Here is a 23552-nt window from a genome sequence, read left to right as displayed (position 1 = left end):
CTCCCATGGCCATCACCATCCGCAAACTCGATTCGACGAGCGACGGCTTCGACGCCGCGCTGCGTGCGGTGCTCGCATTCGAAGCGAGCGAAGACGAGGCGATCGAGCAATCGGTCGCGCAGATCCTCGCCGACGTGAAATCGCGCGGCGACGCCGCGGTGCTCGAGTACACGAACCGTTTCGACCGGCTGAACGCGGACAGCGTTGCCGCGCTCGAACTGCCGCAGGATGCGCTGCAGACGGCACTCGACAGCCTCGCGCCGAAGGCGCGCGCGGCGCTGGAAGCGGCCGCGGCGCGCGTGCGCGCGTATCACGAGAAGCAGAAGATCGAGTGCGGCACGCATAGCTGGCAATACACGGAAAGCGACGGCACGGTGCTCGGCCAGAAGGTCACGCCGCTCGACCGCGTCGGCCTGTACGTGCCGGGCGGCAAGGCCGCGTATCCGTCGTCGGTGCTGATGAACGCGATTCCCGCGCGCGTCGCCGGCGTCGGCGAGATCGTGATGGTCGTGCCGACGCCGGACGGCGTGAAGAACGACCTCGTGCTCGCCGCGGCGCTGCTCGGCGGCGTCGACCGCGTGTTCACGATCGGCGGTGCGCAGGCGGTCGGCGCGCTCGCGTACGGCACGGCGACGGTGCCGCCCGTCGACAAGATCTGCGGGCCCGGCAATGCATACGTCGCGTCGGCGAAGCGCCGCGTGTTCGGCACGGTCGGCATCGACATGATCGCGGGGCCGTCGGAAATCCTCGTGCTGTGCGACGGCACGACCGATCCGAACTGGGTCGCGATGGACCTGTTTTCGCAGGCCGAGCACGATGAACTCGCGCAGTCGATCCTGCTGTGCCCGGACGCCGCGTTCCTCGAGCGCGTCGAGAAGGCGATCAACGAGCTGCTGCCGTCGATGCCGCGCCAGGACGTGATCCGCGCGTCGCTCGAAGGCCGCGGCGCGCTGATCAAGGTGCGCGACATGGCCGAGGCATGCCGGATCGCGAACGACATCGCGCCCGAGCACCTGGAAATCTCGGCACTGGAGCCGCAGCAATGGGGCCAGCAGATCCGCCACGCGGGCGCGATCTTCCTCGGCCGCTACACGAGCGAGAGCCTCGGCGACTACTGCGCGGGCCCGAACCACGTGCTGCCGACGTCGCGCACCGCGCGCTTCTCGTCGCCGCTCGGCGTGTACGACTTCATCAAGCGCTCGAGCCTGATCGAGGTCAGCGCCGAAGGCGCGCAGACGCTCGGCGAGATCGCGTCCGAACTCGCGTACGGCGAGGGGCTGCAGGCGCACGCGAAGAGCGCCGAGTTCCGGATGAAGGGGTAACCCGCGCGCTCTGCGCGGGGCCGGGACGGGCGCTGACGCGCCGCTCCCGGCTGAGGAGACGCAGCGCAGGGCGGCAGCCGCCGCCTTGCCGACCATTTGATGCCGGCGCGACGCACGCCGGCTTGAAACCATGACGACGCCACAAGACATCATCCGCCGCGACGTGCTCGCGATGACGAGCTACCCGGTGCCGGACGCGAGCGGATTCGTGAAGCTCGACGCGATGGAGAACCCGTATCCGCTGCCCGAACCGCTCGCCGCGGCACTCGGCGAGCGTCTAGCGCAGGTCGCGCTGAACCGCTATCCGGCGCCGCGCCCGGCCGCGCTGCTCGACAAGCTGCGCCACGCGATGGGCGTGCCGGCCGCATGCGACGTGCTGCTCGGCAACGGGTCGGACGAAATCATCAGCATGATCTCGGTCGCGTGCGCGCAGCCGGGCGCGAAGGTGCTCGCGCCGGTGCCGGGCTTCGTGATGTATGAACTGTCCGCGAAGCTTGCGCAGCTCGAATTCGTCGGCGTGCCGCTGAAGGCCGACCTGACGCTCGATGCCGACGCGATGCTCGCGGCGATCGCAGAGCACCGCCCGGCGATCGTTTATCTCGCGTATCCGAACAACCCGACCGGCACGCTGTACGACGATGCCGACGTCGAGCGGATCGTCGCGGCCGCGCGGCACAGCCTGATCGTGATCGACGAGGCGTACCAGCCGTTCGCCGAGCGCTCGTGGCTGCCGCGCGCCGCCGAATTCGACAACGTCGTCGTGATGCGCACGGTGTCGAAGCTCGGCCTCGCGGGCATCCGCCTCGGTTATCTGGTCGGGCGGCACGCGTGGCTGACCGAATTCGACAAGGTGCGTCCGCCTTACAACATCAACGTGCTGACCCAGGCGACCGCCGATTTCCTGCTCGACCACCTCGACGTGCTCGATGCGCAGGCGGCCGAACTGCGCGCGGAACGCGCGCGCCTCGCGCAGGCCGTGGCCGCGCTGCCGGGCGCGACGGTGTTCCCGAGCGCCGGCAATTTCCTGCTGGTGCGCGTGCCGGACGCGGCTGCCGTGTTCGATGCGCTGCTCACCGAGCGGGTGCTGATCAAAAACGTGAGTAAAATGCATCCGTTACTGGCCGAATGCGTGCGGCTGACCGTCGGTTCTCCCGACGAAAACGCCCGCCTGCTGGCCGCTTTGAAACTCGCGCTGCCCGGTTGAGCCCAGGGCGCGGCGGCGCGCGACGATCAATCCCCATTTACATCAGACTCAATCAAGGAATTGCCATGCGTGTGGCGGAAGTCGTTCGCAATACCAGCGAAACGCAGATCCGTGTGAAGCTCGATCTCGACGGCACCGGCCGGCAGAAGCTGGCCACCGGCGTGCCGTTTCTCGACCATATGCTCGACCAGATCGCGCGACACGGTCTGGTCGATCTCGAGGTCGAAGCGCATGGCGACACGCATATCGACGACCACCACACGGTCGAGGATGTCGGCATCACGCTCGGGCAGGCCGTCGCGAAGGCGATCGGCGACCGCAAGGGCATTCGCCGCTACGGCCATTCGTACGTGCCGCTCGACGAGGCGCTGTCGCGCGTCGTGATCGACTTCTCGGGCCGGCCGGGCCTCGAATTCCACGTGCCGTTCACGCGTGCGCGGATCGGCACGTTCGACGTCGACCTGTCGATCGAATTCTTCCGCGGTTTCGTGAACCACGCGGGCGTCACGCTGCACATCGACAACCTGCGCGGGATCAACGCGCACCATCAGCTCGAGACGGTGTTCAAGGCCTTCGGCCGTGCGCTGCGCGCGGCGGTGGAACTGGACGAGCGTGCGGCGGGGCAGATCCCGTCGACGAAGGGCAGCCTCTGAACTTCCAAACGGACGGACGCTAAGGACAACCTCACGGCTTCGGCGCGCGCGCCGGCTTGCGATGGATCTGCTCAAATCGTTCATTTCGCTGCTTGCGCTGATCAACCCGATCGGCGCGGTGCCGTTCTTCCTGAGCCTGACGGCGCAGCAGACGGACATCGAGCGGCGCCGCACGATCCGGATCGCGTCGGTGTCGGTGTTCTGCGTGATGACGGTGACGACGCTGCTGGGGCAGCAGATCATCGACTTCTTCGGCATTTCGGTCGGCTCGCTCGAAGTGGGCGGCGGGATCATCATGCTGCTGATGGCGATCAACATGCTGAACGCGCAGATCGGCAACACGCGATCCACGCCGGAGGAGCGCCACGAGGCCGAGCTGAAGGACAACATCGCGGTCGTGCCGCTGGCGATTCCGCTGCTCACGGGCCCCGGCTCGATCAGCACGGTGATCATCTATGCGGCGAACTCGCGTCACTGGTATGAGCGGGCCGGGCTGGTCGCGATCGGCGCGGTCCTGGCTTTGCTGTGTTTCGTCGCGATGCGGCTCGCCGAGCCGATCGCGAACTGGATCGGCCGCACGGGCATCAACATCGCCACGCGGCTGATGGGTCTGATGCTGTCGGCGCTGGCGGTGGAATTCATCGTCAATGGACTGAGGGCGCTACTGCCTGCACTGAGATGAAAACTTCGATTGCGATTGTGGATTATGGGATGGGCAACCTGCGCTCGGTCGCGCAGGCGCTCAAGAAGGCCGAACCGGCCGCCGACGTGGCGATCGTCGACACGCCGGCCGCGATTCGCGCGGCCGACCGCGTCGTGCTGCCCGGCCAGGGCGCGATGCCCGACTGCATGCGCTGTCTCGGCGAATCGGGCCTGCAGGAGGCCGTGATCGAGGCGTCGCGCACGAAGCCGCTGCTCGGCGTGTGCGTCGGCGAGCAGATGCTGTTCGACTGGAGCGCGGAAGGCGACACGAAGGGCCTCGGCCTGTTGCCCGGCAAGGTCGTGCGCTTCGAGCTCGACGGCCGGCTGCAGGACGACGGCTCGCGTTTCAAGGTGCCGCAGATGGGCTGGAACCGCGTGCATCAGACGCAGCCGCACCCGCTGTGGGACGGCGTGCCCGACGACGCGTATTTTTACTTCGTGCACAGTTATTACGTGACGCCGGACAATCCGGCGCATACGGTCGGCGAAACGGCATACGGCGCGCCGTTTACGTCCGCGGTCGCGCGGGATAACCTCTTCGCGACCCAATTCCACCCGGAGAAAAGCGCGGAGGTCGGGTTGCGTCTGTATCGCAACTTCGTACACTGGAAACCGTGAACGTCGCGTGCGTGCCACAGTCGGCGGGCCCGAGAGGTCCGTCTTGCGGGGCTCGCGCGCCAAAGCGCCGAAAGAGTTGTACTAAACTAGCGAGACGGCGCGGTACCGGGTTGGCCGGTACGCGCCGGATTCTTTTCTTCTTCCACGACGATACCCGATTGCTATGTTGCTGATTCCGGCCATCGATCTCAAAGACGGTCAGTGTGTGCGCCTGAAACAGGGCGATATGGACCAGGCCACGATTTTTTCCGAGGACCCGGCGGCGATGGCCCGCAAGTGGGTCGATCTCGGCGCCCGGCGGCTCCATCTGGTCGACCTGAACGGCGCGTTCGCCGGCAAGCCGAAGAATCTCGAGGCGATCGAAGCGATCCTCGACGAAGTCGGCGATGAAATCCCCGTACAGCTCGGCGGCGGCATCCGCAGCCTCGAGACGATCGAGAAGTATCTCGACGCGGGCCTGTCCTACGTGATCATCGGCACGGCGGCCGTGAAGGATCCGGGCTTCCTGCAGGACGCATGCACCGCGTTCGCCGGCAACATCATCGTCGGGCTGGACGCGAAGGACGGCAAGGTCGCGACCGACGGCTGGAGCAAGCTGACGGGCCACGAAGTGATCGATCTCGCGCAGAAGTTCGAGGACTACGGCGTCGAATCGATCGTCTACACGGACATCGGCCGCGACGGGATGCTGCAGGGCATCAACATCGAGGCGACCGTGAAGCTCGCGCAGGCGGTCGGCATTCCGGTGATCGCGAGCGGCGGCCTGTCGAACCTCACGGACATCGAGAATCTGTGCGAAGTGGAAGAGCACGGCGTCGAAGGCGTGATCTGCGGCCGTGCGATCTACTCCGGCGATCTCGATTTCGCGGCCGCGCAAAAGCGCGCGGACGAACTGAACGGCGAACTCGACAACGCGTAAGCGCGGTTGTCCCGTTCGCCGGGGGCTGCCCGCCGGGCGGCCCCGATCGGAAGCCTCGCGCGAGGCTTCCGCAACCGGCCGTCCCATCGCGGCATTTGGCGCAACATCATGGCTCTAGCTAAACGCATCATCCCCTGCCTGGACGTAACCGCCGGGCGCGTCGTCAAGGGCGTCAATTTCGTCGAGCTGCGCGACGCGGGCGACCCCGTCGAGATCGCCCGCCGTTACGACGACCAGGGCGCCGACGAACTGACGTTCCTCGACATCACCGCGACGTCCGACCAGCGCGACCTGATCCTGCCGATCATCGAGGCGGTTGCGTCGCAGGTGTTCATTCCGCTGACCGTCGGCGGCGGCGTGCGCGCCGTCGAGGACGTGCGGCGCCTGCTGAACGCAGGCGCGGACAAGGTCAGCATGAATTCGTCGGCGGTCGCCAACCCGCAGCTCGTGCGCGACGCGGCCGACAAGTACGGCTCGCAGTGCATCGTCGTCGCGATCGACGCGAAGCGCGTATCGGCCGACGGCGAGACGCCGCGCTGGGAAGTGTTCACGCACGGTGGCCGCAAGGGCACGGGCCTCGACGCGATCGAATGGGCGCGCAAGATGGCCGAGCTCGGCGCGGGCGAGATCCTGCTCACGAGCATGGACCGCGACGGCACGAAATCGGGTTTCGACCTCGCGCTCACGCGCGGCGTGTCGGACGCGGTGCCGGTGCCGGTGATCGCGTCGGGCGGCGTCGGCTCGCTGCAGGATCTCGCGGACGGCATCAAGGACGGCCGTGCCGACGCGGTGCTGGCCGCGAGCATCTTCCACTACGGCGAGCACACGGTAGGCGAGGCGAAGCGCTTCATGGCCGACCAGGGCATCCCGGTGAGGCTGTGATGAATACGGAAACGAAATCCCTGCCCGCGTGGCTCGACAAGGTCCGCTGGGACGACCACGGCCTCGTGCCGGTGATCGCGCAGGAAGCGTCGACGAACGACGTGCTGATGTTCGCTTGGATGAACCGCGAGGCGCTGGCGAAGACGATCGAGACGCAGCGCGCGGTCTACTATTCGCGCTCGCGCAAGCGCCTGTGGTTCAAGGGCGAGGAGTCGGGCCACGTGCAGCACGTGCACGAGGTGCGGCTCGACTGCGACGAGGACGTCGTGCTGCTGAAGGTCGAGCAGGTGTCGGGCATCGCGTGCCACACCGGCCGGCATTCGTGCTTCTTCCAGAAATTCGAGGGCACCGTCGACGACGGCGACTGGGTCGCGGTCGAACCGGTGCTGAAAGATCCCGAACACATCTACAAATGACGCAATCGACCGAAGACACGCTGCTGCGCCTCGCGGCGGTGATCGATAGCCGCAAGGGCGGCGATCCCGATCAATCGTACGTATCGCGCCTGTTCCACAAGGGCGACGACGCGGTGCTGAAGAAAATCGGCGAAGAGGCGACGGAAGTCGTGCTGGCCGCGAAGGACGTGCGCCAGGGCGGCGCGCCGACCGCGCTCGTCGGCGAGGTGGCCGACCTGTGGTTCCACTGCCTCGTGATGCTGTCGCACTTCGACCTGAGCCCGGCCGACGTGATCGCCGAGCTCGAGCGCCGCGAAGGGTTGTCGGGCATCGAGGAGAAGGCGCTGCGCAAGCGCCGCGAGCGCGAGGAAAACGGCGGGTGACACGCATCGGCCCGCCGCGGTGGCGACAGTGCGGTAAGCTGTAAGAATTGTCATCTAACGGGGGTAGCATCATGACCGATACGCCAAGCCAGTTTCCGCCGCCGTCGGTGCCGGGGGCCGCGGACGCCGAACGCCTGAACGGGTTGCGCACGCTGACTCACGTGCTCTATGGCCTCTATGCGTTTCATTGGCTGACGGGCGGCGTCACGGGCATCATCGCGATCATCATCAACTACGTGAAGCGCGGCGATGTGGCTGGCACGCCGTACGCCGATCACTTCGAGTGGCAGATCCGCACGTTCTGGCGCGCGCTGATCGCCTATGTGATCGGGTTCGCGCTGGCGTTCGTGGTGGTCGGATTCGCAGTGATGTTTGTCACATGGATTTGGACGCTGTACCGTATCATCAAGGGCTGGCTGTACCTGAACGACAACAAGACGCTCGATCCGCAGGCGTGGTTCTGACCGGCCGCGGCGGGCGTTTCGCAGGAGCAACATGAGTCACGATCCGAATTGCCTGTTCTGCAAGATCGCGGCAGGCGAGATCCCGAGCACGAAGGTGCACGAGGACGACGAATTCGTCGCGTTCCGCGACATCCGCCCGGCGGCCGAGACGCACGTGCTCGTGATTCCGCGCCGACACCTGCCGACGCTGTCGGCGGTGGGCGACGGCGATGCGCCGATGCTCGGCCGGCTGATGCTGCTCGTCGCGCGCCTCGCCGACCAGCTCGGCGTCGCGTATACGGGCGGCGAAACCGGTTTTCGCACGGTGATCAACACGGGCCCCGGCGGCGGGCAGGAGGTTTACCACCTGCACGCGCATATCCTGGCCGGCCCGCGCCCGTGGCATCGGATGGGTTGACGGCGCGGGGCGTTTCCCCGCATCGATAGTCGAAGCCGGCGCGTCGCCGGCGATTTGCGCCGCGCAGCGGCGTGGTTGAGGAGAGGTTTCATCATGGGTGGATTGAGCATTTGGCACTGGCTGATCGTGCTGCTGATCGTCGCGCTGGTTTTCGGTACGAAGAAGCTGCGCAACATCGGCAACGATCTCGGCAGCGCGGTTAAGGGCTTCAAGGACGGCATGAAGGAAGGCGAAACGCCGGTCGACGCGCAGCAACTGCCGCGTTCGGGTTCGGTCGACGTCAACGCGAAGGAAACGACGCGTTCCGATTCGAACAAGGCGTAACGCCGGCACGCTGACAGGCATTCGCGATGCTGGATCTCGGTCTTTCGAAGATGGCGCTGATCGGCGTCGTCGCGCTCGTGGTGCTCGGCCCCGAGCGCCTGCCGCGCGTCGCGCGTACGGCAGGCGCATTGTTCGGCCGCGCGCAGCGGTACATCAACGACGTGAAGGCCGAGGTCTCGCGCGAAATCGAACTCGACGCGCTGCGGACGATGAAGACCGATTTCGAGTCGGCCGCGCGCAATGTCGAGACGACGATTCACGACAACCTGCGCGAGCACGAGAAGGAACTGAACGACACGTGGCATTCCGCGGTCGGCGGCCCTAACGAGGCTTCCGGCGATGCCGGGTCGTACGGTTCCGATACGCCGGCGGCGCCGTCGTGGCGCGGCAGTACGGCCGCGCTCGCGCCGAAGCGCCGCAACTGGCGTGTCAGGCAGGCGGCGACGCCTGTCTGGTACAAGCGCGCGATCACCCGCCGCACACATGTGCAGTCGGGCGCCGCGCGTGTCGCGCGCCACCAGCCGGCCAGCCTGCGCCGGCCGACGCGCTTCTTCTGAGTCGAGCGCATGCTCGCTCGTCAATCCTACCGAGGGCCGGTGTGAGCGACCCCCAGCAGAACCCGGGCGACGCCCCGGAAGAAACCTTCATTTCCCATCTCGTCGAGCTTCGCGATCGCATCATTCGCGCGGGGCTGGCCGTGATCGTCGTGTTCCTCGGGCTCGTCTACTGGGCGCCCGACATCTTCAAGCTGCTCGCGCGGCCGCTGATGCAGAACCTGCCGAAGGACGGCAAGATGATCGTCACCGACGTCACCGGCTCGTTCTTCGTGCCGATGAAGGTCACGATGCTCGTCGCGCTCGTGATCGCGCTGCCGGTCGTGCTGTACCAGATCTGGGCGTTCGTCGCGCCGGGGCTGTACCAGCACGAGAAGAAGCTCGTCGTGCCGCTCGTCGGCAGCAGCTACTTCCTGTTCCTGTGCGGGATGGCGTTCGCGTACTTCTTCGTGTTCCCGACGATCTTCCGCGTGATGGCGCACTACAACGCGCCGCTCGGCGCCGAGATGACGACCGACATCGACAACTATCTGAGCTTCGTGCTCGGGATGTTCATCGCGTTCGGGGTCACGTTCGAGGTGCCGATCGTCGTCGTGCTGCTCGTCCGGATGGGCGTGCTGACGGTGAAGAAGCTGAAGGAGATCCGGCCGTACGTGATCGTCGGCGCGTTTGTCGTCGCCGCGGTCGTCACGCCGCCGGACGTGTTCTCGCAACTGATGCTCGCGCTGCCGCTGATCGTGCTGTACGAGGCCGGGATCCTGGCCGCGCGGTTCTTCGTACCGAAGAAGCCGGCCGAAGAGGGCGAGACGGGGAACGGCGAAGCCGCGAGTTGACGACGGTGCGGCGCGCGGCGGCGCGGCTTGTGCCGGCCATGCCGGTGCGGCCCGGTGGCATCGGGGGCTGGAAAGCGGGCGTTGAAGCTACGTCCGCGGCAACAAGGTCTTCGATGCAAGGCAAAAGGGCAGCCATCGGCTGCCCTTTTTTCATTTCCGTCGGCGGCCGGCACGCGTCGGCGCGCCGACCGTGAACGTCATTCCGTATCGCTGTCCTGTTCGTCGAGCGTCTGCTTCGGAGGCGGCGGGCGCTTGCCGATCACGACGTTCACGTCGAACTCCTTGCCCTTGCGCACGACGTGCACCTTGGTCGGCGTGCCCGGCTTGATCTGCGCGACGACGTTCAGCAGCTTCGTCGTGTCGGTGATGTCCTCGCCGTTGACCGTGACCAGGATGTCGCCCGGCTTGATGCCGGCCTTGTCGGCCGGGCCGCCCTGCAGCACGCCCGCGACGATCGCGCCGGATTTCTGCTGGAGCCCGAACGACTCGGCAATCTCCGGCGTGACGTCCTGCGGCTCGACGCCGATCCAGCCGCGCGTGACCGAGCCCGTCGTGATGATGCTTTCGAGCACGGTGCGCGCGGTCGATACCGGAATCGCGAAGCCGATGCCGAGCGAGCCGCCCGAGCGCGAGTAGATCGCCGTGTTGATGCCGAGCAGGTTGCCGTTTACGTCGACCAGCGCGCCGCCCGAGTTGCCGGGGTTGATCGGTGCGTCGGTCTGGATGAAGTTCTCGAACGTGTTGATGCCAAGGTGGTTGCGGCCGAGCGCGCTGATGATCCCCATCGTAACCGTCTGGCCGACGCCGAACGGGTTGCCGATCGCGAGCACGACATCGCCGACCCGCGACTGGTCGGAGCGGCCGAGCGTGATCGTCGGCAGGTTCGTCATGTTGATCTTCAGCACGGCGAGATCGGTCTCGGGATCGCTGCCGATCACCTTCGCGGTGGCCGTGCGGCCGTCGGCGAGCGCGACCTCGATCTGGTCGGCGCCGTCCACGACGTGCTGGTTCGTTAGAATGTAACCTTCGGGGCTCACGATAACGCCCGAGCCAAGGTTGGCTGCCGGTTCGTCCTGCTGCTTGCGGGCGTTGCGGTCGCCGAAGAAGTAGCGGAACAGCGGATCTTTCGCGCGCGGGTCGGGCGGCAGCGAGCCGTCCTTGCTGGAGAATACGTTGACGACGGCCGGCATCGCCTTCTGCGCGGCTTCCGCGTACGACGTGGTCGCCGGCGCACCGCCGATGCCCGGCGCGACTTCCCGCAGCGCAACGATCGGCGTCGCGAGCTGCTTGCCGAGCTGTCCTTGCCGTTGCAGCCATTGCGGCTTGAGCGTCACGACGATGAACATCAGCGCGAGCAGCACGGTAACCGCTTGCGCGAAGAACAGCCAGAAGCGTCTAAGCATCTGAATGGATTAGAGGTTTATATGGATCGGATCGAACTTGAATTGTACTTGAACAATACCCTTGAAACCGCGCGCTTCAAGGACTATTGCCCGAACGGTCTCCAGGTCGAGGGGCGCCGCAAGATCGAGAAGATCGCCACCGGCGTGACCGCGTCGGTCGCGTTCCTCGAAGCCGCGCTCGAATGGGGGGCAGATGCCGTGCTCGTCCATCACGGCTATTTCTGGCGCAACGAGGCGCCGCAGATCACGGGCCGCAAGTATCAGCGCCTGAAGCTGCTGCTCGCGAACGACCTGAACCTGTTCGCGTTCCACCTGCCGCTCGACGCGCATCCCGAGTTCGGCAACAACGCGCAGCTCGGCGAGAAGCTCGGGCTGATCGGCGAGCAACGTTTCGGCGACGGTGACCTCGGCTGGATGGCAACGCTGCCGATGCCCGTCACGCTCGAACACTTCGTCGCGAAGGTCGAGCGCACGCTCGGCCGCACGCCGCTCGTGTTCGGCGATCCGGACCTGCAATTGCGCCGCATCGCGTGGTGCACGGGCGCCGCGCAGAGCTATTTCGATGCGGCAATCGACGCCGGCGCGGACGTGTACCTGACGGGCGAGGTGTCCGAATACGTGACGCATACGGCGGCCGAAAGCGGCGTCGCGTTCGTTGCGGCAGGGCACCATGCGACCGAGCGTTACGGAATCCAGGCGCTTGGCGCCCACTTGTCCGAAGAATTCGATCTCGAACACCTTTTTATCGATATTCATAATCCGGTCTGAGCGCCGGATTTGCGGCAGCGCATCGAAATTTCGTAATGTAGTGAACGCTTAAAAGAACAATGATTTAACCGCTCCGATAGTGGGGGATAACCCTTAACTATCAAACACTTCGAAGGGATTTTCATCTCCGGGCCTTGTAAATGACGACTCCATTCGAGCAAACTAGCGGCGGAATGGAAAGTCGTGACGGAAAATCCAACTCAGAAGTGGGGCGTGTGATGCGAGACAAGGAAGAGAAACGCGTCGACAGCGGCCGCCGTACCTGGCTGATTGCGACATCCGTAGCAGGTGGCGTAGGAGGCGTAGCCACCGTCATACCTTTCGCGGCGTCGCTTGCGCCGTCCGCGAAAGCGAAAGCGGCCGGTGCACCGGTCGAAGTCGACATCAGCAGCCTGAAGCCTGGCGAGATGGTCACCGTGCCGTGGCGCGGCAAGCCCGTCTGGATCCTGAATCGCACCGATTCGATGCTGGCCGACGTGGTCAAGGCCGACAAGGATGTGGCCGATCCGACCACGAAGTCCCCGTATTCGATGCCGTTGCCCGCGTATTGCGCGAACGAATATCGCGCGCGGACCGATCGCAAGAACATTCTCGTCGTGATGGCCGTATGTACGCACCTCGGCTGCACGCCTAGCCAACGCTTCACGCCGGGTCCGCAGCCGAACCTGCCGGACGACTGGCCGGGTGGTTTCCTGTGCCCGTGCCATGGTTCGACCTACGACCTCGCCGGCCGTGTGTTCAAGAACAAGCCGGCGCCTCAGAATCTCGACATCCCGCCCTACATGTTCACGTCGGCGACGACCCTCGTGATCGGCAAGGACGAGAAAGGAGAAGCGTGATGGCCGCCGACAACAAGGAAGTCTCCACGACAGGTCTCACCGGCTGGATCGACCAGCGCTTCCCGCTCACGTCTACCTGGAAGAAGCACGTTTCCGAGTACTACGCGCCGAAGAACTTCAACTTCTGGTACTTCTTCGGCTCCCTCGCGCTGCTCGTGCTCGTCAACCAGATCGTCACGGGCATTTTCCTGACGATGAACTACAAGCCCGACTCGACGCTCGCATTCGCGTCGGTCGAGTACATCATGCGCGAGGTGCCGTGGGGCTGGCTGATCCGCTACATGCACTCGACCGGTGCATCGATGTTCTTCGTGGTCGTCTACCTGCACATGTTCCGCGGGCTGCTGTACGGGTCGTACCGCAAGCCGCGCGAGCTCGTGTGGATCTTCGGCTGCGCGATCTTCCTGTGCCTGATGGCCGAGGCGTTCTTCGGCTATTTGCTGCCGTGGGGCCAGATGTCGTTCTGGGGCGCGCAGGTGATCGTGAACCTGTTCTCGGCGATCCCGTTCGTCGGCCCGGACCTGTCGCTGTGGATTCGCGGCGATTACGTCGTGTCCGACGTCACGCTGAACCGCTTCTTTGCGTTTCACGTGATCGCGATTCCGCTGGTGCTGGTCGGCCTCGTGATCGCGCACCTCGTCGCGCTGCACGAAGTGGGGTCGAATAATCCGGACGGCATCGAGATCAAGGCGAAGAAGGACGAGAACGGCATTCCGCTCGACGGCATCCCGTTCCACCCGTACTACTCGGTGCACGATTTCCTCGGCGTGTGCGTGTTCCTGATGGTGTTCGCGCTGATCGTGTTCTTCTCGCCGGAGATGGGCGGCTACTTCCTCGAGGCGAACAACTTCGTCCCGGCGAACCCGCTGCAGACGCCGCCCGAGATTGCGCCGGTCTGGTACTTCACCGCGTTCTACGCGATGCTGCGCGCGACCACCGACCCGTTCAAGATCGTGCTGATGATCGTGATCGCGGTGCTTGGCGTGCTTGCGCTCATCCGCGCGCGCGGCAAGTGGAAGGCCGGGCTGCCGGTGCTGGCCGCGGCGATCGTCGTGTTCATGTACCTGACGGAGTCGAAGTTCTGGGGCGTCGTCGTGATGGGCTCGGCGGTGATCACGCTGTTCTTCCTGCCGTGGCTCGACCGCAGCCCGGTGAAGTCGATCCGCTACCGGCCGCTGTTCCACAAGGTGTTCCTCGGGATCTTCGTCGCGGCGTTCCTGACCCTCGCGTTTCTCGGCACGCGGCCGCCATCGCCGGCTGCGACGCTGATCGCGCAGGCCTGTGCGCTGATCTACTTCGCGTTCTTCCTCGGCATGCCCGTCTGGACGCCGCTTGGCACGTTCAAGCAGCCGCCGGAGCGGGTGCGCTTCAAGCCCCATTAACGTGAGCGAGGAGAGAACGACATGAAGAAACTGCTTTCGACACTCGCGCTGATCGGGGCGACCGCGTGTGCGCTGCTGGTGGCGCCGGGCGTGCGGGCGGAAGGTAATTTTCCGCTCGACCGGGCGCCCGATAACACGGAAAATCTCGTTTCGCTTCAGCACGGCGCGCAATTGTTTGTAAACTATTGCCTGAACTGCCACAGCGCGAACCTGATGCGCTACAACCGTCTGACGGATCTGGGCATATCCCAGAAGGAGATCGAAACGAATCTCCTGTTCACGACCGACAAGGTCGGGAGCACGATGTCCGTCGCGATGCGGCCCGAAGACGCGAAGAACTGGCTCGGCACCTCGCCGCCCGACCTGTCGGTCGAGGAGCGCGCGCGCGGCCGCGACTGGCTGTATACGTATCTGCGGAGTTTCTACCGCGACGATACGCGGCCGTCCGGCTGGAACAACGCGGTGTTCGAGAACGTCGGCATGCCCCATGTATTGTGGCAACTGCAGGGGCAGCGCATTGCCAAATTCGAAGACAAGACGGACGAGGAGACGGGCGAGAAGGTCCACACGCTCGTCGGCTTCCAGCAGGTCACGCCGGGGACGCTGTCGTCCCCGGACTACGACGCTGCGGTTGCCGACCTGGTGGCCTATATGACATGGATGTCCGAGCCGGCCCAGCAGACCCGCAAGCGCCTCGGCGTGTGGGTGCTGGTCTTTCTCGGTGTCCTGACTTTCCTGGCCTGGCGGCTCAATGCCGCGTACTGGAAAGATATCAAGTAAACACGCCTGACCGGCGTGGGGCCGGCGCAACGCGGAACCCGTGAAAGGGGCTGCGCCGCGTGCCGGCCCTCGGCTTTTTTGAGGAAACGCAAATATGATGGTTCTGTATTCCGGCACAACTTGCCCGTTCTCCCAGCGTTGCCGGCTGGTGCTGTTCGAGAAGGGCATGGACTTCGAAATCCGTGACGTCGACCTGTTCAACAAGCCGGAAGACATTTCGGTGATGAACCCGTACGGTCAGGTGCCGATCCTGGTCGAGCGCGACCTGATCCTGTACGAATCGAACATCATCAACGAGTACATCGACGAGCGCTTCCCGCATCCGCAACTGATGCCGGCCGACCCCGTGCAGCGCGCACGCGCGCGCCTGTTCCTGCTCAACTTCGAGAAGGAGCTGTTCGTTCACGTCAGCACGCTCGAGAACGAGAAGGGCAAGGCAGCGGAGAAGAATCACGAGAAGGCACGCCTCGCGATCCGCGATCGCCTGACGCAGCTCGCGCCGATCTTCGTGAAGAACAAGTACATGCTCGGCGAGGAGTTCTCGATGCTCGACGTCGCGATCGCGCCGCTGCTGTGGCGTCTGGATCACTACGGCATCGAGCTGTCGAAGAACGCTGCTCCGCTGATGAAGTACGCGGAGCGGATCTTCAGCCGTCCGGCCTATATCGAAGCACTGACGCCGTCCGAAAAGGTCATGCGTCGTTGATGATGCAATGAAGGCAAGACGGAGCGGGCGGCGCGGCGTGCCGCGCCGCCCGCTCCGGGTTCGAGGATTGTGATGCAAGAGATTTCAACGAAGCCTTATCTGCTGCGCGCGTTGTACGAGTGGTGCACCGATAACGGTTACACGCCGCATATCGCGGTGAGGGTCGACAACTCGACGCGCGTGCCGCGTCAGTTCGTGCGTGACGGCGAGATCGTGCTCAACATCAGCTTCGAGGCGACGAGCCAGTTGCAGATGGGCAACGAGTGGATCGAGTTCACTGCCCGGTTCTCCGGGAAGGCGCACAAGATCGAGATTCCGGTTGCCAACGTGCTCGCGATCTATGCGCGCGAGAACGGGCAGGGGATGGCATTCCAGGTCGATGCGGTCGCGGGCGAAGGCGAGGATTCGGGCACGTTCGACGATGACGCGGCGCAGGCGGATGATGTGCAGCGCGACGAGTCTTCGGCTACGTTGACGCCGGTGGCAGACAGCGGCGCCAACGAGGAGCCCTCCGAAGGTGCCGACGAACCGCCGAAAACCGACGGCGACGGCTCGAAAGGTGGCAGCAGACCTCGCCTCAAGATCGTGAAATGAGGTAGAATCTCGCGCTTACGCCGGCTTAGCTCATCTGGTAGAGCAGTTGATTTGTAATCATCAGGTGGCGGGTTCGAGTCCTGCAGCCGGCACCAAACACTAGTATCACGTAGTACCGAGAAGTCCCAAAACCCGCGTCCAGCCTAGCGCTGACGCGGGTTTTTTGTTTCTGGAAGTGCCGAGAGAGACCGGGGCATCCCGGAAATTTGGGGGTAAGATTCGCGGTATGACTTCGGGGATTTGGGGGTATGCCGTACCCCCGACGAACAATGAAAAGCAAACCTCTTACCGACGCCAAGTGCCGCAACGCGAAGTTCGATGAGGCCGGGGGAAACAAACTCTTCGACGGTGGCGGCCTGTTTCTCGATCTGCGCCCCAGTGGCTCGAAGAAATGGCGGCTCAAATACCGGTTCAATGGCAAAGAAAACCTGCTGACGTTCGGCGACTATCCCGCGACGTCTCTCGCTGATGCGCGGTCGAGGCGTGACGAAGCGAAGCGGCTGTTAGGGGAAGGGAAGAACCCTGCGTTCGAGCGTGACGTCGAGAAGCAGACTCGCGCCATTGCCGCACAGAACACCTTCGAGGCCGTCGCGCTGGAGTGGTACGAGGCGCAGCAAGCGACATGGAGCGCTTCGCACGCGAACCGAGTCAAGAAACAGCTCGATCGCGAGGTGTTTCCCCTGATCGGCCAGCGTCCGATTTCTTCGATCGGCGCACCGGATTTGCTCGCGGTCATTCGACGCATCGAAGGTCGGGAGGCGTTCGAGACGGCGCGGAAGACGTTGCAGACATGCGGCCAAGTGTTTCGCTATGCCGTCGCGACGAGCCGTGCCGAGCGAGATCCGTCGCCGGACCTGCGAGGCGCATTGAAGGCAGTGCCCGTCAAGCACATGGCGCGGGTCGGCGAAAGCGAGCTGCCGGAGCTGCTTCGCTCGATCGCTTCTTATGAAGGCGAGCCCGAGACCCGGCTCGCTCTGCGATTCCTGGCATTGACGTTCGTTCGCACCATCGAGCTGCGGCAGGCCGAGTGGACGGAGATCGACTTGGAGCGCCGAGAGTGGCGCATTCCGGCCGAGAAGATGAAGATGCGCCGCGTGCATATCGTGCCGCTCGCCGAGCAGACGATCGCGCTGCTTTCCGAGCTGTGCGCGCTGACGGGCCACCGTCGCTGGCTGTTCCCGAACAGCCGCAGACCGTTGCAGCAGATGAGCGAGAACACGATTCTGTACGCTCTATACCGGATGGGCTATCGCAGCCGTATGACCGGGCACGGGTTCCGTGGTCTCGCTTCAACGATCTTGAACGAGAAGGGATTCAATTCCGACTGGATCGAGCGCCAGCTCGCCCACTCGGAGCAGGACGGGGTGCGGGCGGCATACAACCATGCCGAGTATCTGTCTGAGCGCCATCGAATGATGCAGTGGTGGGCGGACTATCTCGACAAGCAGAGTGGGGCGCAGATCATCCCGATCGCGGCGGCAGGATAGATCCGTACCGCTGCGAGTATGACCCCCTTCCGTGCGTTTCCCACCAGTAAAACGCAAGCGGCCTAGGCATAGGGTAAGCCGACGATTTGGCCCCTTATTATTATGTGCCCCCCTATGTTTGCCGTCAGTAGAGAAAAGACGCGGGTGTGAGCCCCCGCATATTGACCCTGCTACAGGGTCCCTTGCTCGCCCTCGACACTTGCGGCCAACGTAACAATGTCCGATCGGGGCGCATCGCGGACCCCCCCCTCTAAAACACGGTTTCGGCGCCCTGCGAATCCCGGAGAGCCGCGCCCCGTCTAGCTTCGCGGTCGACGCAGACGGTCGACGCCTGTCCGGTCAGTGCAAAATGAGTTGGAGAGTTGGAGATAAATGCCTGAATCGGCCGCAAAGCCTTATGGGGTAAGGATCCGAGCGTCTCCAAACGATTTGGAGAGCGCTGGAGATACTGGAGATAAATCGGGCTGAATTGTTACGGATACAGCAAGAGTCACTGCCAACGCCCGCCCGGTTCCATCTGGCGCGTATCGCTCAAAGTAACTTTGAGGCACGGGCCAAAAGTGCCGCGCAAAGGGATGCCCGCCACCGCCCTCCCGGACGGCGGCGGTGCAGCTTAGATTTCGAGTGAGAAGATGGACGGCAGGACGCGATAGACCATGAGTTTCTTTGTCATGCCGGGAATATGTTCTTGTCGATACGGACGCCCATCGCTACGCAGCATCAGCACACCCCGCTTCATCAAAGCCTTCTCGACGATCCTATGGTCGTAGCCGGCGCATACTTCCTTGCGAAACACGGTTGACTCGATCAGGTATTCCGTCTCGACGCTTTCCGCGTCTTCGGCGCTCATCTTCTCGCCGAACTCGGCGTAATACGCTTGATCCGACTCGATGGCGATGCTGCTCTTGTCGTGTTTCACGAGTCGTTTCCAGCCCGCACGGTGCGGCGCGTTCGGTCGATGGTCGTCCTGCGCCCGGTTCATCCACACGAAACGGTTGTCGCCGTGTGCGACGAGGAAGTGCAGCACCTGTCGCACCGCATCCGCTTCGTCCGAATTGCCGGTGCCGCCGCGCAGTTCGAGCCAGCCTTCGAAGCAGCGACGCGCGGCCTCGACCGCTTCGCCCTGCGGCCAGCCGGTCAGCCCGTGCGCCGTCGCCAGCTCGCCGGCCACCGCAACGAGGCAGAACCGCTTGGCGACGCGCGCGACCTGCGAATGCGAGCCCTCCGGCACCCATTGCCCGACCAGCTCGTCGACGCGCATGCGCAGATGCTCGGCCAGCTCGCCGGCCTGCGACGACGCCCACTCGATGAACGCGGGGCCGGCCGTGCCGTAGTGCATGCCGGCGTGCCGCTCTAGGTGTTCGATCAGCGCGGCCGGCGTCGGGAAACCGTGCAGCTTCTCCACGACGCCCATCTCGCCGACCTCGGCCGGGATCGCGGGCAAGCGCACCTCGATACCGCCTTTCATCGGCTTGTTACCCTCCGCCATCAGCGCGGACACGCTCTTTTCGCCGTTCGACAGGAACAGCAGCCGCCACGTCAGCACGGGCTTGGCCGAGCCGCTACGCGACGCGCGGGCCTTTCCCGACTCGTTCGCGAGCATGTAGATCACATCGCCGACCAGGCGCGGTTCCACCTGCCCGATTTCGTCGAGGATCAGCAGCGCGTCGCTATGCTGCGTGGCCACGGCTTCGAGCGCGTTGTCGGTCGCCTTCCAGCTCCGCACGTAGTCCGGCGAGCCGAACACGGACGCGGCGATGACACCGCCCGTCGACTTGCCCTTGGACGTCGTGCCGAGCAGGTGAAACCCGCCCGACTGAAGCCCGGAGAAGTGCAGCAGCGGACCAGCGAAGGCGGTAGCGACGCAGAACAGCAGCCGGCTATTGCCGACGCAGTAGGCGGCGACCTCGCGTTGCCAGTCGTCCAGCGTGCCGCGCTCTTTGAACTGGCTCTGGATGGGCGTGTCGGCCTGATAGATCAGCGCCTCTTTGCCGGTGCCGATGACGCGATCGGGCAGCACGAACGCGCCGTGATGCCAGCCGACGCGCGGCACGCAACGCACGCGCTCGTCGGGCTGCGCCATCTGCACATAGTTCGCGATCTGCGTGCGGGCGATTTGCGTCACGCCGAGCTTCACGCCCATATCGAGCAGCATGCGCCGCAGCTCCGTGCCGTCGCCGGCAAAGAGGCCGGCCGGCACCGCCCATCGCTTCAGAATGCCGTCGCGGTCCGTGAATTCGAGCAGGTAGCCCCACTCGCTGTTCATTTCGTTTCGCGTCTCCGCGATCACGTCGATCCGCGTGCTAACCCAATGCGGCGGGAGCGGGTCGCCCTGATTGTTGAAGCCGTGAAACCACACGCCCTTGTCGTCGACGACGAACCGCGACTTGCCGTCCTGCGCGCGAGCCGTTTTCGGGCGCTTGGCGGGCTTCGCGGCGGCTGGAGCGGTCTTGCCCTTGCCAGCATCCGGCGAGCCGGCCGACGCGAGCGCAGCGCGCACGGCGGCGGCAACCGCATCCGGGCCGACGTGCGCAGCAAGGTCGTTGAAGTCGGTGCCGGCCGCTGGGCGGTTCGGACCGAAGTCGGGCACGGCGACGATGCCGGCGACGGCCTCGGCCGCCGCGCGGGCCTTCGTCACGCCCGGATTGCCCTTCGTCGTGTGGTCGTCGTCGGCGCACACGACGATGCGAGCGTCCGGATACTGGCCGCGCAGCGCCGTCGCCACCGCGTGCAGGTTGCCGGCGTCGAACGCGACAGCGGCCGGATAGCCGGTCGCGGCCGCGAGCGTCGCGCACGTGGCGTAACCCTCGCCAATCAACAACGTGGACGGCGCGGAAGATAGCGGGCCACCGATCAGCGAGAAGCAGCCCGCCTTGCGGCCGTTCGGCAGATAGCGTTTCTGGCCGTCCGTCAGGACGAACTCCAGCGTCCACAGCTTTCCGGCCGCGTCACGCGCCGGGATGACGAGTGCGCCGTCGCATGCGGCCGTGCCGATGCACAAACCGCCGCGATAGACGCGCAGCGCGTCGACCGGGATGCGCTTGCGAACGAGGTACGGGTGATCGGCCGGCGCAGGTTCGGCCGCCGACCAGATCGATTCCGCGAGCGCCGACGCGGATTGCTGTTTCTCGGTCAGTTCGGCCAGCTCGGCCGCCTCGCGGGCCGCGCGTTCGGCCTTCTGCCGCTCGCGCTCCGCTGGATCGACCGGCTTCGCACGATGCGCACGCGGATCGAAGCCGCCTTGCTTGGCGAGGTGAAACAGCGTGTTGATGGTGATCTTGCCGCCCTTGAACGACTTCCACACATCGCGCGCGTCCTTGCCGTCGTAGTTCTGCGCGCCTTGGCTCCATTCGTTCCAGAGGGCGAAGCCCTCCTCGCCAAACTCGGCCTTGAGCGCCATCCCCACCTGACTCCACGTGTCGCGGTCGTCGGGCGGAACATAGCCGAGCGCGACTCTCGCCCGCTCGAATTCGGACATGGGTGCGTTACTCATAGGTTCCCACTGGACGCGCGTCGGTCGACTTCCGATTAGTAGTCCATATCGGGCAAGCAGCTACCCGACGCGCGAAGAATTGAATGACGTGACGATGCCTAGCGGCGGGACGTTAGCCGGCCGCGCGAGGCACCGACAGAACCGCCCCGCCGGCCGTGACGTCGTTGCTGTAGACGTAGCGGCCGAGCCGCGACTCGCCAAGGGCGTCGTTGGCTGCCTCCAGCGCTGCGCCGATCGACGGCAGGGACGCGCGGAACAGGCTTAGCACAAGCCAGTAGTCGTCATCGGACATGGCCTTGTCGGCCGCCCAATGCAGGCTGTCCAGCAGCTCCATGGCGTCACTGATCCGTGTGCCGATGCGGTTGCGGTCAGGACGGTTCACCTCAGCCACGAAGTGCGGCGCGAGCGGTTGCACGGCGTTCTTGTTCGTCTTTGCCATGACCGTCCCTCAGTGCGTCGTGCGCGGTTCGCGCGTGACGAGGCCGAGCGCCGCGAACAGGTGTTGCTGTACGCGCCCCATCAGGCCGGCCGCGAACGCTTGGCGGCTGATCGTCACGCGGTGCGCGTCGACGTCGCCCGCGTCCTGCATGGCAGCTTCCATGCCGCGCGCAAACGCAGCGGCTTGATGCGCCGCGTAGTCGTGCAGGCGCACGTCGCCTTTCAGGTCGAGCCATGCGTCGGCGCAGATCGCGCCCAGGTCGACGGCGAATTGCAGCTCGATCGGAGCGCCGGTATCGAGCGGCGGTGCGTTGTCGAATCCGTTGATAACCGCGGTTCGGATGCGCTGATCAGTCATGGCACACCTCCGGTTGCGCAGTGCGGCGCATTTCGGCCGAATACCGGCTTGCGACGCCTTGCCCCATGTCGACGAGCGCGCGCTCGTACGTGCCCTCCGCAAGATGCGAACGGACAGCATCGAACAGGGCTTCGAGCTGGGCGAACTGATGGGCCGCACACATGGCGATCATCGTGACTTCGTTCGGCAGGCGGTATTTAGACATGGCGCACCTCCAGAATCGACGCGAGGAGTTGCCCGACATCGATCGTGCAATCCAGCTCCGCTTCGCCGCGAATCGGCGTGAGGTTCCAGTCATAGACGGCCGCGTGCATGAAGTCGCCAAACCGGCGACCGCAGACGCTATGCCCCGAGACGGGGCCGCCCAAGATCCGCACGCGCCAATCGTGATTCGGCGTAGGACGAGCCGATGCAACCTCGACCAGCATGCCGATGCGTGAACGTGCATCGCACTTCGTGACGATCGCCAGATCGCCGATCTTGCAGCGCAGCTCAGCCATGGCGCACCTCCGCACGAACGAGCGCAGCGATCGCGGCCAGTGCCGCGCCGGTTGCATCGAGCGCATCCTGATACGTGCTGGCGGTTGCCGCGTCGCGCAGTGCTGTGCGGACGATGGATTGAATGAGGTGGGATTGCTGCCCGGTATGGGCGTGCGACGACTGGCGCATTGGGTGCGACCTCCTTTGGGATTGGCTACAACCCGCTCCCCGGTTCCAATCGGGGTGGGCGGGCACATGACGGGGTTGGAACACCGGACCAAAGGAAACCGGCACGGCCGAGGCCGTCCCCGCCAAGGCCCGCCCATAGAAGAAGGCGCGCGAAGGCGTGCGGACGAAAAAATACCGCCTGAGCGGCGGTTGTCCGCCTTTGGATTCGGGGTTCCACGCCCGGCCGCTGTTGTCTCAGCGACGGTCACAGGATACTGCGCACCGCCGCAATGCGCAAATCGAGGAAGGGACAGCCTAGAGGCAACGGCGTGACGCGGCCGACTCGCCGTGCCCTTCGTCACGGCAAAGTGACTTTGGTTCGACGTCATGCAGGGGCCTTCGGATCGAGGAGAAATACCGCGATCTTGATGACGTCGGCTGCCTTTTTTAATCTAGAAGGCATGCGCCGACCATCGATCTCGAAAATGGCGGCCGCAGCCATCATGCCGCGAGCCGCTTCCTTACGATCCGTATCAACACAATGCTCGTGCGCCAACGCGTAGCGCTCATGTTGATGCTCGACCAATGTCCAATAGTGCTGGACTTCGGCAGCCTTTTGCGTCGTACGCGCGGACTCCAAATCAATGGCAGTTTGTTCCGCCAACTTGGTCGTGTCGCTCATGCTCATGCCTCACCTCGCTTCGCGCGAGTCACGAGCCACAACTCTACGTCCCGTTCGAGCCAGCCGACGGCACGAACGCCGAGTGCGATTGGCCGAGGAAACGTTCCTGCCTGAATTCGGCGATAGATTTCGCTTTTGCTCAAGCCGACACGCTCAATAAGCGGTCGCATGCGGACAACTCGATTGCCGGACGTTAAAGACAGATTTTCCATTCAAACCCCTCATCTCTAGGAACCGTGCGGGACTGCACGGGCTAGTACGGAGCTTGAAGCGAGATGCGCGACTACCGTATCGATAATCGCGTTTCGGTTGCACAAAACAAGA

General features: G+C 64.7%; 30 protein-coding genes and 1 tRNA gene. 22 read left to right on the top strand and 9 right to left on the bottom strand.

All coding sequences use genetic code 11. From position 1 onward, the window contains the following. The first annotated feature begins 5 nt into the window (after window positions 1-5). The 14 genes from hisD to tatC all read left to right on the top strand — a co-directional run bounded on the left by hisD (window position 6) and on the right by tatC (window position 9650). Entirely contained in the window at window positions 6-1322 is a 1317-nt protein-coding gene (gene hisD / locus DM992_RS01995) for a histidinol dehydrogenase (protein ID WP_111015473.1), read from the top strand. A 130-nt stretch (window positions 1323-1452) separates the two neighbouring features. After that, window positions 1453-2526, top strand: coding sequence for a histidinol-phosphate transaminase (hisC, locus tag DM992_RS01990; protein ID WP_111015472.1), 1074 nt, complete (start codon window positions 1453-1455; stop codon window positions 2524-2526). A gap of 65 nt (window positions 2527-2591) precedes the next feature. Next, window positions 2592-3179: an imidazoleglycerol-phosphate dehydratase HisB gene (gene hisB, locus DM992_RS01985; RefSeq protein WP_011546606.1), complete on the top strand. Its 588-nt coding sequence runs from the start codon at window positions 2592-2594 to the stop codon at window positions 3177-3179. 61 nt (window positions 3180-3240) lie between these two features. Then, window positions 3241-3861 (top strand): MarC family protein, encoded by a 621-nt coding sequence (locus DM992_RS01980; protein WP_072443888.1) that lies wholly within the window; start codon window positions 3241-3243, stop codon window positions 3859-3861. Continuing rightward, the gene (gene hisH, locus DM992_RS01975) at window positions 3858-4499 is read left to right on the top strand and encodes an imidazole glycerol phosphate synthase subunit HisH (protein ID WP_111015471.1); all 642 of its coding nucleotides are present in this window, start codon (window positions 3858-3860) and stop codon (window positions 4497-4499) included. The genes DM992_RS01980 and hisH overlap by 4 nt, the downstream gene beginning before the upstream one ends. A 163-nt stretch (window positions 4500-4662) precedes the next feature. Further along, window positions 4663-5418, top strand: coding sequence for a 1-(5-phosphoribosyl)-5-[(5-phosphoribosylamino)methylideneamino]imidazole-4-carboxamide isomerase (gene hisA, locus DM992_RS01970; protein WP_034183653.1), 756 nt, complete (start codon window positions 4663-4665; stop codon window positions 5416-5418). 108 nt (window positions 5419-5526) lie between these two features. After that, the gene (gene hisF, locus DM992_RS01965; RefSeq protein ID WP_034183654.1) at window positions 5527-6300 is read left to right on the top strand and encodes an imidazole glycerol phosphate synthase subunit HisF; all 774 of its coding nucleotides are present in this window, start codon (window positions 5527-5529) and stop codon (window positions 6298-6300) included. After that, complete coding sequence (gene hisI, locus DM992_RS01960) at window positions 6300-6716, top strand: phosphoribosyl-AMP cyclohydrolase (RefSeq protein WP_105391630.1); 417 nt, start codon at window positions 6300-6302, stop codon at window positions 6714-6716. The genes hisF and hisI overlap by 1 nt, the downstream gene beginning before the upstream one ends. Continuing rightward, window positions 6713-7078 carry a phosphoribosyl-ATP diphosphatase gene (locus tag DM992_RS01955; RefSeq protein ID WP_006485344.1) on the top strand — a complete coding sequence of 122 codons (366 nt, stop codon included), beginning with the start codon at window positions 6713-6715 and terminating at the stop codon, window positions 7076-7078. Before hisI ends, DM992_RS01955 begins: the two co-directional genes overlap by 4 nt. A 71-nt stretch (window positions 7079-7149) precedes the next feature. Then, the gene (locus tag DM992_RS01950; protein WP_034183656.1) at window positions 7150-7542 is read left to right on the top strand and encodes a membrane protein; all 393 of its coding nucleotides are present in this window, start codon (window positions 7150-7152) and stop codon (window positions 7540-7542) included. 31 nt (window positions 7543-7573) lie between these two features. After that, window positions 7574-7939: a histidine triad nucleotide-binding protein gene (locus DM992_RS01945; protein WP_072443899.1), complete on the top strand. Its 366-nt coding sequence runs from the start codon at window positions 7574-7576 to the stop codon at window positions 7937-7939. Between the two features lie 93 nt (window positions 7940-8032). Next, window positions 8033-8263: a Sec-independent protein translocase subunit TatA gene (gene tatA, locus DM992_RS01940; protein WP_111015470.1), complete on the top strand. Its 231-nt coding sequence runs from the start codon at window positions 8033-8035 to the stop codon at window positions 8261-8263. A gap of 26 nt (window positions 8264-8289) precedes the next feature. Further along, the gene (gene tatB, locus DM992_RS01935; RefSeq protein WP_111015469.1) at window positions 8290-8820 is read left to right on the top strand and encodes a Sec-independent protein translocase protein TatB; all 531 of its coding nucleotides are present in this window, start codon (window positions 8290-8292) and stop codon (window positions 8818-8820) included. Window positions 8821-8861: 41 nt separating this feature from the next. Then, complete coding sequence (tatC, locus tag DM992_RS01930; protein WP_111015468.1) at window positions 8862-9650, top strand: twin-arginine translocase subunit TatC; 789 nt, start codon at window positions 8862-8864, stop codon at window positions 9648-9650. A 197-nt stretch (window positions 9651-9847) separates the two neighbouring features. Here the strand turns inward: tatC and DM992_RS01925 are convergent, their stop codons facing one another. Beyond that, a complete protein-coding gene (locus DM992_RS01925) occupies window positions 9848-11053 on the bottom strand; it encodes a Do family serine endopeptidase (protein ID WP_047899631.1) in 1206 nt (401 codons plus the stop codon). Window positions 11054-11074: 21 nt separating this feature from the next. Here DM992_RS01925 and DM992_RS01920 point away from each other — a divergent pair, with 21 nt between their 5' ends. The 8 genes from DM992_RS01920 to DM992_RS01880 all read left to right on the top strand — a co-directional run bounded on the left by DM992_RS01920 (window position 11075) and on the right by DM992_RS01880 (window position 17609). Continuing rightward, a complete protein-coding gene (locus DM992_RS01920) occupies window positions 11075-11821 on the top strand; it encodes a Nif3-like dinuclear metal center hexameric protein (protein WP_111015467.1) in 747 nt (248 codons plus the stop codon). 218 nt (window positions 11822-12039) lie between these two features. Next, window positions 12040-12660 carry a ubiquinol-cytochrome c reductase iron-sulfur subunit gene (gene petA / locus DM992_RS01915; protein ID WP_111015466.1) on the top strand — a complete coding sequence of 207 codons (621 nt, stop codon included), beginning with the start codon at window positions 12040-12042 and terminating at the stop codon, window positions 12658-12660. Next, window positions 12660-14042, top strand: coding sequence for a cytochrome bc complex cytochrome b subunit (locus DM992_RS01910; protein WP_111015465.1), 1383 nt, complete (start codon window positions 12660-12662; stop codon window positions 14040-14042). Before petA ends, DM992_RS01910 begins: the two co-directional genes overlap by 1 nt. A gap of 21 nt (window positions 14043-14063) precedes the next feature. After that, window positions 14064-14822 carry a cytochrome c1 gene (locus tag DM992_RS01905; protein WP_111015464.1) on the top strand — a complete coding sequence of 253 codons (759 nt, stop codon included), beginning with the start codon at window positions 14064-14066 and terminating at the stop codon, window positions 14820-14822. Between the two features lie 94 nt (window positions 14823-14916). Continuing rightward, entirely contained in the window at window positions 14917-15528 is a 612-nt protein-coding gene (locus DM992_RS01900) for a glutathione S-transferase N-terminal domain-containing protein (protein WP_006400565.1), read from the top strand. A gap of 72 nt (window positions 15529-15600) precedes the next feature. Next, window positions 15601-16122, top strand: coding sequence for a ClpXP protease specificity-enhancing factor (locus DM992_RS01895; protein ID WP_111015463.1), 522 nt, complete (start codon window positions 15601-15603; stop codon window positions 16120-16122). A gap of 19 nt (window positions 16123-16141) precedes the next feature. Then, window positions 16142-16217 (top strand) — tRNA-Thr (locus tag DM992_RS01890). 174 nt (window positions 16218-16391) lie between these two features. After that, window positions 16392-17609, top strand: a complete 1218-nt coding sequence (locus DM992_RS01880) for an integrase arm-type DNA-binding domain-containing protein (RefSeq protein WP_111015462.1) — start codon at window positions 16392-16394, stop codon at window positions 17607-17609. A gap of 613 nt (window positions 17610-18222) precedes the next feature. On the opposite strand, the gene DM992_RS01875 is transcribed toward DM992_RS01880, so the two are convergent. From DM992_RS01875 to DM992_RS01835, 8 genes are all read right to left on the bottom strand, one after another. Beyond that, complete coding sequence (locus DM992_RS01875) at window positions 18223-21087, bottom strand: DUF927 domain-containing protein (RefSeq protein WP_162631571.1); 2865 nt, start codon at window positions 21085-21087, stop codon at window positions 18223-18225. A 127-nt stretch (window positions 21088-21214) separates the two neighbouring features. Then, window positions 21215-21541 carry a hypothetical protein gene (locus DM992_RS01870; RefSeq protein WP_006758149.1) on the bottom strand — a complete coding sequence of 109 codons (327 nt, stop codon included), beginning with the start codon at window positions 21539-21541 and terminating at the stop codon, window positions 21215-21217. Between the two features lie 9 nt (window positions 21542-21550). After that, complete coding sequence (locus DM992_RS01865; RefSeq protein ID WP_014722320.1) at window positions 21551-21898, bottom strand: hypothetical protein; 348 nt, start codon at window positions 21896-21898, stop codon at window positions 21551-21553. Continuing rightward, window positions 21891-22103 carry a hypothetical protein gene (locus DM992_RS01860; RefSeq protein ID WP_027786701.1) on the bottom strand — a complete coding sequence of 71 codons (213 nt, stop codon included), beginning with the start codon at window positions 22101-22103 and terminating at the stop codon, window positions 21891-21893. The genes DM992_RS01865 and DM992_RS01860 overlap by 8 nt, the downstream gene beginning before the upstream one ends. After that, window positions 22096-22398, bottom strand: a complete 303-nt coding sequence (locus DM992_RS01855) for a hypothetical protein (protein WP_111017768.1) — start codon at window positions 22396-22398, stop codon at window positions 22096-22098. Before DM992_RS01855 ends, DM992_RS01860 begins: the two co-directional genes overlap by 8 nt. Next, window positions 22391-22567, bottom strand: a complete 177-nt coding sequence (locus DM992_RS42220; RefSeq protein WP_111015460.1) for a hypothetical protein — start codon at window positions 22565-22567, stop codon at window positions 22391-22393. The genes DM992_RS01855 and DM992_RS42220 overlap by 8 nt, the downstream gene beginning before the upstream one ends. Before the next feature lie 364 nt (window positions 22568-22931). Next, on the bottom strand, window positions 22932-23228 hold the full coding sequence (locus tag DM992_RS01840; protein WP_111015459.1) for a hypothetical protein: 297 nt from the start codon (window positions 23226-23228) through the stop codon (window positions 22932-22934). 2 nt (window positions 23229-23230) lie between these two features. Further along, window positions 23231-23398, bottom strand: a complete 168-nt coding sequence (locus tag DM992_RS01835) for an AlpA family phage regulatory protein (RefSeq protein ID WP_162631670.1) — start codon at window positions 23396-23398, stop codon at window positions 23231-23233. Between the last annotated feature and the right edge of the window lie 154 nt (window positions 23399-23552).

Source organism: Burkholderia sp. JP2-270, from assembly GCF_003233675.1.
GTDB lineage: Bacteria > Pseudomonadota > Gammaproteobacteria > Burkholderiales > Burkholderiaceae > Burkholderia > Burkholderia pyrrocinia_C.
Note: the sequence above shows the minus strand (reverse complement) of the source record. Positions and strands in the feature narration are given on the sequence as shown.

Bases quoted from the DNA above. Each gene is read 5' to 3' on its own strand.
- hisD (WP_111015473.1), top strand. From the start codon at position 6: ATGGCCATCACCATCCGCAAACTCGATTCGACGAGCGACGGCTTCGAC.
- hisC (WP_111015472.1), top strand. From the start codon at position 1,453: ATGACGACGCCACAAGACATCATCCGCCGCGACGTGCTCGCGATGACG.
- hisB (WP_011546606.1), top strand. From the start codon at position 2,592: ATGCGTGTGGCGGAAGTCGTTCGCAATACCAGCGAAACGCAGATCCGT.
- DM992_RS01980 (WP_072443888.1), top strand. From the start codon at position 3,241: ATGGATCTGCTCAAATCGTTCATTTCGCTGCTTGCGCTGATCAACCCG.
- hisH (WP_111015471.1), top strand. From the start codon at position 3,858: ATGAAAACTTCGATTGCGATTGTGGATTATGGGATGGGCAACCTGCGC.
- hisA (WP_034183653.1), top strand. From the start codon at position 4,663: ATGTTGCTGATTCCGGCCATCGATCTCAAAGACGGTCAGTGTGTGCGC.
- hisF (WP_034183654.1), top strand. From the start codon at position 5,527: ATGGCTCTAGCTAAACGCATCATCCCCTGCCTGGACGTAACCGCCGGG.
- hisI (WP_105391630.1), top strand. From the start codon at position 6,300: ATGAATACGGAAACGAAATCCCTGCCCGCGTGGCTCGACAAGGTCCGC.
- DM992_RS01955 (WP_006485344.1), top strand. From the start codon at position 6,713: ATGACGCAATCGACCGAAGACACGCTGCTGCGCCTCGCGGCGGTGATC.
- DM992_RS01950 (WP_034183656.1), top strand. From the start codon at position 7,150: ATGACCGATACGCCAAGCCAGTTTCCGCCGCCGTCGGTGCCGGGGGCC.
- DM992_RS01945 (WP_072443899.1), top strand. From the start codon at position 7,574: ATGAGTCACGATCCGAATTGCCTGTTCTGCAAGATCGCGGCAGGCGAG.
- tatA (WP_111015470.1), top strand. From the start codon at position 8,033: ATGGGTGGATTGAGCATTTGGCACTGGCTGATCGTGCTGCTGATCGTC.
- tatB (WP_111015469.1), top strand. From the start codon at position 8,290: ATGCTGGATCTCGGTCTTTCGAAGATGGCGCTGATCGGCGTCGTCGCG.
- DM992_RS01925 (WP_047899631.1), bottom strand. From the start codon at position 11,053: ATGCTTAGACGCTTCTGGCTGTTCTTCGCGCAAGCGGTTACCGTGCTG.
- DM992_RS01920 (WP_111015467.1), top strand. From the start codon at position 11,075: ATGGATCGGATCGAACTTGAATTGTACTTGAACAATACCCTTGAAACC.
- petA (WP_111015466.1), top strand. From the start codon at position 12,040: ATGCGAGACAAGGAAGAGAAACGCGTCGACAGCGGCCGCCGTACCTGG.
- DM992_RS01910 (WP_111015465.1), top strand. From the start codon at position 12,660: ATGGCCGCCGACAACAAGGAAGTCTCCACGACAGGTCTCACCGGCTGG.
- DM992_RS01905 (WP_111015464.1), top strand. From the start codon at position 14,064: ATGAAGAAACTGCTTTCGACACTCGCGCTGATCGGGGCGACCGCGTGT.
- DM992_RS01900 (WP_006400565.1), top strand. From the start codon at position 14,917: ATGATGGTTCTGTATTCCGGCACAACTTGCCCGTTCTCCCAGCGTTGC.
- DM992_RS01895 (WP_111015463.1), top strand. From the start codon at position 15,601: ATGCAAGAGATTTCAACGAAGCCTTATCTGCTGCGCGCGTTGTACGAG.
- DM992_RS01880 (WP_111015462.1), top strand. From the start codon at position 16,392: ATGAAAAGCAAACCTCTTACCGACGCCAAGTGCCGCAACGCGAAGTTC.
- DM992_RS01875 (WP_162631571.1), bottom strand. From the start codon at position 21,087: ATGTCCGAATTCGAGCGGGCGAGAGTCGCGCTCGGCTATGTTCCGCCC.
- DM992_RS01870 (WP_006758149.1), bottom strand. From the start codon at position 21,541: ATGGCAAAGACGAACAAGAACGCCGTGCAACCGCTCGCGCCGCACTTC.
- DM992_RS01865 (WP_014722320.1), bottom strand. From the start codon at position 21,898: ATGACTGATCAGCGCATCCGAACCGCGGTTATCAACGGATTCGACAAC.
- DM992_RS01860 (WP_027786701.1), bottom strand. From the start codon at position 22,103: ATGTCTAAATACCGCCTGCCGAACGAAGTCACGATGATCGCCATGTGT.
- DM992_RS01855 (WP_111017768.1), bottom strand. From the start codon at position 22,398: ATGGCTGAGCTGCGCTGCAAGATCGGCGATCTGGCGATCGTCACGAAG.
- DM992_RS42220 (WP_111015460.1), bottom strand. From the start codon at position 22,567: ATGCGCCAGTCGTCGCACGCCCATACCGGGCAGCAATCCCACCTCATT.
- DM992_RS01840 (WP_111015459.1), bottom strand. From the start codon at position 23,228: ATGAGCGACACGACCAAGTTGGCGGAACAAACTGCCATTGATTTGGAG.
- DM992_RS01835 (WP_162631670.1), bottom strand. From the start codon at position 23,398: ATGCGACCGCTTATTGAGCGTGTCGGCTTGAGCAAAAGCGAAATCTAT.